Source organism: uncultured Amaricoccus sp. (genome assembly GCF_937858865.1).
Classification (GTDB): Bacteria; Pseudomonadota; Alphaproteobacteria; order Rhodobacterales; family Rhodobacteraceae; genus Amaricoccus.
This window is the reverse complement of sequence record NZ_CALLYO010000329.1, coordinates 1-4,916: the sequence shown is the minus strand read 5'-3', so window position 1 is coordinate 4,916 and position 4,916 is coordinate 1. Positions and strand designations below refer to the sequence as shown.

4 protein-coding genes and 1 pseudogene are annotated in these 4,916 nt (G+C 65.2%); all 5 read right to left on the bottom strand.

The features are described from left to right. Positions 1 to 160 (bottom strand): annotated as a pseudogene (locus Q0112_RS09325) (sarcosine oxidase subunit beta); the annotation flags it as partial. 72 nt (positions 161 to 232) lie between these two features. After that, complete coding sequence (locus Q0112_RS09320) at positions 233 to 1,606, bottom strand: cytosine permease (RefSeq protein WP_297974343.1); 1,374 nt, start codon at positions 1,604 to 1,606, stop codon at positions 233 to 235. Between the two features lie 151 nt (positions 1,607 to 1,757). After that, a complete protein-coding gene (locus Q0112_RS09315) occupies positions 1,758 to 2,981 on the bottom strand; it encodes an aminopeptidase P family protein (protein WP_297974340.1) in 1,224 nt (407 codons plus the stop codon). A 98-nt stretch (positions 2,982 to 3,079) separates the two neighbouring features. Next, positions 3,080 to 4,174, bottom strand: coding sequence for an ABC transporter ATP-binding protein (locus tag Q0112_RS09310; RefSeq protein WP_297974337.1), 1,095 nt, complete (start codon positions 4,172 to 4,174; stop codon positions 3,080 to 3,082). Between the two features lie 13 nt (positions 4,175 to 4,187). Then, on the bottom strand, positions 4,188 to 4,916 hold a 729-nt coding region (locus Q0112_RS09305; protein ID WP_297974334.1), incomplete at its 5' end, for an ABC transporter permease.

The following is a 4,916-nucleotide window of genomic DNA, read 5'->3' as shown; positions in this document are numbered from 1 at the left end:
CCTTCGCCAGGTAGTAGGCGGCGCCGAGCCCGTGGCCGCCGGCGCCGACGATGACCACGTCGTAGGCCGCCTTCGGCTCGCGGTCGGGCCACTGCGGCGTCCAGTTCTTCTGGCCGGTCAGCGCGCCCTTGATGACCTGGGCGAAGGAGAAATGCGTCATACGAACCTCCCGAAAGGCGTTGATGTAGGTAGCGGGGCAGCAACCGATGTTGCTGCCGTGCCCAATCCGAAGCTACGCGACCCGGCTTTTCCTCCCGTATCCGGCCGCCAACGTCAGGACCAGGTAAGCGGCTCCCGATACCAAGATCGCCGGGAAGGAGGCGGTGATCACCGCGGCAAGGTCCGTCAACCAGTAGTGCAGCAGCCAGAAGGTGCCGAGGCCAAGCGCCATTGCCCACCATCCCGCCGCGTTCCAGTCGCCGAGCCGGCTCAGGGTCCTCCCGTCGCTGGTCTCGCCGGCGAAGAGATCCGCGTCGGTCACGCGCGTCCGGCGGACCACGAAGTAGTCGAGCACCACGATCGTCCAGAGCGGGATGAAGATGCCGCCCACCATGCCGAGGAAGAACTCGAAGTAGTGGATGAACTGGTCGAAGGCCAGCGGCAGGAAACACATGACGAGCTGCAGGATCGCTATGAACCACAGGTAGCTCCTTGGGGAGCTCGAGCGCGTCGCGCCGATCAGGCCCATGCCGGCGCCGTAGAGCACCGTCACGTTGGTGCTGACAGTGGCGAAGAAGACCACCAGGAAAGCGACGGTGCCGAGGCCGAGGGCCGCGATTGTTGAGCTGGGGTCGGCGTTGTTCGGGTCGTAGATGCCGGTGTCGAGCACGACGCCGATCACCCCGAGCGCTCCCACAAGCATGAACCAGCCTTGGCCGAGGTTAACGCCGAGCCAGCTGCCGACCGTGGCACCCTTCGCACTCTTCGCGAACCGGCCGAAGTCGCCGATCATCGCCCAGCCCCAGCAGAAGCCGAAGGCGAGGTCGATGTAGAAGGCTTTGGAATGCACGGCTTCCGGCATGGACACCGACATGATCTTCGAGAGATCCCAATGCTGCAGCACGACGATGGTCTCCCACACGCCGAGCACGATCAGCAGGACCACGGCGACCCACTCTAGATATTTGATCGCCTCGTGCCCGCTAACCACGATGGCGCCCTGCACCACCGCGGTGATAAGGATGCCTAGCACCAGCGGTCCGGTCGCGCCCGGGTCGCCGTAGGCGGGCCAGCCCCACATCTGGTGGAATACGTAGGTGAGCGAGATGGCGGCGATGAAGGTGTTGATGCTCGGCCAGCCGATCATCCCGAAGAACTCGCCAATTCCGGCGATGCGAGCGCCCTTAACGCCGAGCGAGGGGATCGTCGAGGTGACGGTCGAAGCTCCATGCCGCCATGCGATCCACCCGACCATTGCCCAAGGGATCATCATCAGCGGCAGGTAGACGAGGCTGTACTGCAACACGAAGCCGAGACCCAGGGCGGCGGCCATCCCGCCAAAGAACCAAGAGCCGGTGTTGACCCCCGATCCGAACCAGGTAACGACTAGGTCTCCGAAGCCGTATGAACGCTTTTCCTTCGGGATTCTGGCGGTGCCATATTCCATTAGTGTATTCCTCTCCGACGGTCTTTGTTGTTGATAGAAGGCGTCGCGCTTGGCGGGACGTGGGTTCCAACACCGGCGCTTTTTTCGCCGATGTCTCCCTGTCCGTTCCGTCGGACGGCGGCTCCGGACGACCGGTGCCGCCGTCAGTGGATCACTTCACGATCAGGTGCTCCGGCCCGTAGGGGAAGCCGGTGATGTTCTTGTTGCCGTCCTCGGTGATGACGAGGATGTCGTGCTCGCGGTAGCCGCCGGCGCCGGGCATCCCCTCGGGGATGGTGATCATCGGCTCCATCGAGATCACCATGCCGGGCTCGAGCACGGTCTCGCAGTCCTCGCGGAGCTCGAGGCCGGCCTCGCGGCCGTAGTAGTGGCAGAGCACGCCGAACGAGTGGCCGTAGCCGAAGCTGCGGTACTGGAGCAGGTTCTTCTCGGCGTACATCGCATTGAGTTCCTTGGCGATGTCCGAGCACTTGTTGCCCGGCACCAGCAGCTCCTTGCCGCGGTCGTGGACGTCGCAGTTGATCTGCCAGAGGCGGATGTGCTCGTCGGTCGCGCTCTCGGCGAAGAGCGTGCGCTCGAGCGCGACGTAGTAGCCCGCGACCATCGGGAAGCAGTTGAGCGAGAGGATGTCGCCCTTCTCGATCCTGCGGCTCGTGACCGGGTTGTGGGCGCCGTCGGTGTTGAGGCCCGACTGGAACCACGTCCAGGTGTCGAGCAACTCGCCGTGCGGCCAGGTCCTGGCGATCTCGCGGACCATGGTGGCGGTCGAGTGCAGCGCGACCTCATGCTCGGGGGTGCCGACCTTGGTCGCCTCGACGCAGGCGGCGCCGCCGATGTCGGCGATGCGGGTCATCTGGGTGATGTGGGCGATCTCCTCGGCCGACTTGATCATACGGAGCCGCATCGACGGCGCCGCGATGTCGACGAACTCCATGCCCGGGAACTCGGCCTTGAGCAGGTTCAGGGTGTCGATGTTGATGTGGTCGAACTCGATGCCGAGCCGCTTCACCCCCCCGGTCAGGGTGCGGACGGCGTGGAAGTAGTTGTCCTTCTGCCAGTCGGTGTAGGTCACGTTGTTGCCGAAGGTACGCCGCCAGGGCTGGCCGCCATCGATGCCGGCCGAGATGCTGGTCGAGGCCTCATGGGTGACGACGAGTCCGTAGCGCCGGCCGAAGTAGCAGTAGAGAAAGTCCGAGTAGTAGTTGATGCAGTGGTAAGAGGTGAACAGCGCGGCGTCGACGCCGGCCTTTGCCATGTGGGCGCGGATCGCGTCGAGGCGGCGCTGCATCTCCGCAGCCGAGAAGGTCGGAGTGACCTTTGGGCCGTTCTTGGTGAAGTCCTGAAGGCGTTCGCGCTCCAGCACGGGGCTATTCATTGGGAATCCTCCTGTGGTTAACAACCGCGAGCGTCCACTCGCGAAGGGTCTTGCTCAAAAGTGCGTTTCTTAGGGTCGTGAAGCGGCTCCCGCCTGGGTCAGCGGCCGGGCAGGACGTGGGCCGCTTCGGGGCTCCAGGACATCCAGACCTTGTCGCCGGGTGACAGGGTGAGGCGCGCCAGCTCGTCGTGGCTCTTCTGCGCGCGCAGTTCATGGCCGCCGGCGCCTTCGAGGTGGACAACGGCGGTGGCGCCGACGAACTCCTCGGCGAGGACGGTGGCCTCGAGGGCGTTCCCCCTTTCCGGGCGGCTGCCGCTCAGCTGCATCCGGTCGTCTGAGACGACGAACGTCGCATCGTCGCCCGGACGTAGTGCAGCGGCCACCTCGCTCGCTGGGGCCGCGAAAGTTCCGGCAGCGGTCTCGACGAGGATGCCGCCGCCGGCCGCCTCGGCAACCCGACCCGCGAAGACGTTCGAGGATCCGAGGAACTCGGCGACGAAGCGGGTCCGGGGCGAGCGGTAAATCTCCTGTGGCGCGCCGATCTGCTCGATGCGGCCGCGGCTCATGATGACGACGCGGTCGGCCATCGAGAAGGCCTCGGACTGCGAATGGGTGACGTAGACGAAAGTGATCCCGAGCTCGCGCTGCAAATTCGAGAGCACCGCCTGCATCCGCACCTTGAGATGAGCGTCGAGTGCGGAGAGCGGCTCGTCGAGGAGCAGGATCTCGGGCTCTGTGACGAGCGATCGGGCGAGCGCGACGCGCTGGCGCTGGCCGCCCGAGAGGTGAGCGACGTTGCGATCGGCGAACTCGGTGATCTGCATCCGCTCCAGCCACTTGTCGGCGCGCTGGCGCCGCTCGGCCTTACCGACCCCGCGCATCCGGAGTGAGAACTCGACGTTCTCGCGTACTGTGAGGAAGGGAAAGAGTGCGAGGCTCTGCCACACCATCGGCGTATCCCGCTGCCAGGTCGGCAGGTCGTTGATCCGATTGCCGGCGAGGCGGATTTCGCCCTCGGTCGGGGCCTCGAGGCCGGCGAGCATCCGCAGCGTGGTGGTCTTGCCGCAGCCGCTCGACCCCATGATGGCGAGAAACTCGCCTTTGTGGATCTCGAGGTGCATCGGCTCGACGGCGACGAAGTCGCCGAAGCGCTTGCCGACACGGTCGAAGGCGACGAGGGGTTCGCTGGTCATGACGGGGTTTCCTTCACTGACCGGCTTTCCCGCCGGTGCTGCGTTTCATCAGGAGGATCTGGGCGAGGATCACCAGGGTCATCGATGTGAGGAAGACGAAGGTACCGATCACGTTGATCTTCGGGCTGACCTGGCCCTGCAGGAAGCCGAGTACCTTGACCGGCAGCGTCTCGTTGAGGCCAGAGACGAACCACGACACCGCGAACTCGTCGAAAGAGACGGCCATGGTTATGAACAGAGCCGCGAAGATCGCCGGCCGGCAGAAGGGTATGATGACGTGTCGCATCGCCACCCACTGCGAGGCGCCGAGGTTCCAGGCGGCGGCCTCAAGCGAGGGGTCCATCTGCGAAAGGCGTAGCCGGATGATCGCCATCGCGAAGGGGGCGCACATCACGACGTGGGCGATGATGACGGAGTGGATCGCTCCCGAAAGGCCGATGTTGGCGAGGAAGGCGAGCATCGCGAGGCCGAGGATGACGACCGGGATCGTCGGCGGCAGCAGCGCCAGCGCGAGATAGAGCGACTTCCCGAAGAAGTTGTAGCGGAAGTCGGTGTAGGCAGCGCCGAACCCGAGGGCGGTCGCGAGCACCGAAACGGTGATGCCGGCGATCAGCGTGTTGCGCAGGCCCTCCCAGACCAAGGGGTCGGCGGCCACCTGCTCGTACCAAGTGAGCGAGAAGCCTCCGAGCGGCAGCGAGGGGAAGCGGTCGACGTTGAAGGAGAAGACGAAGCTCGCGGCGAT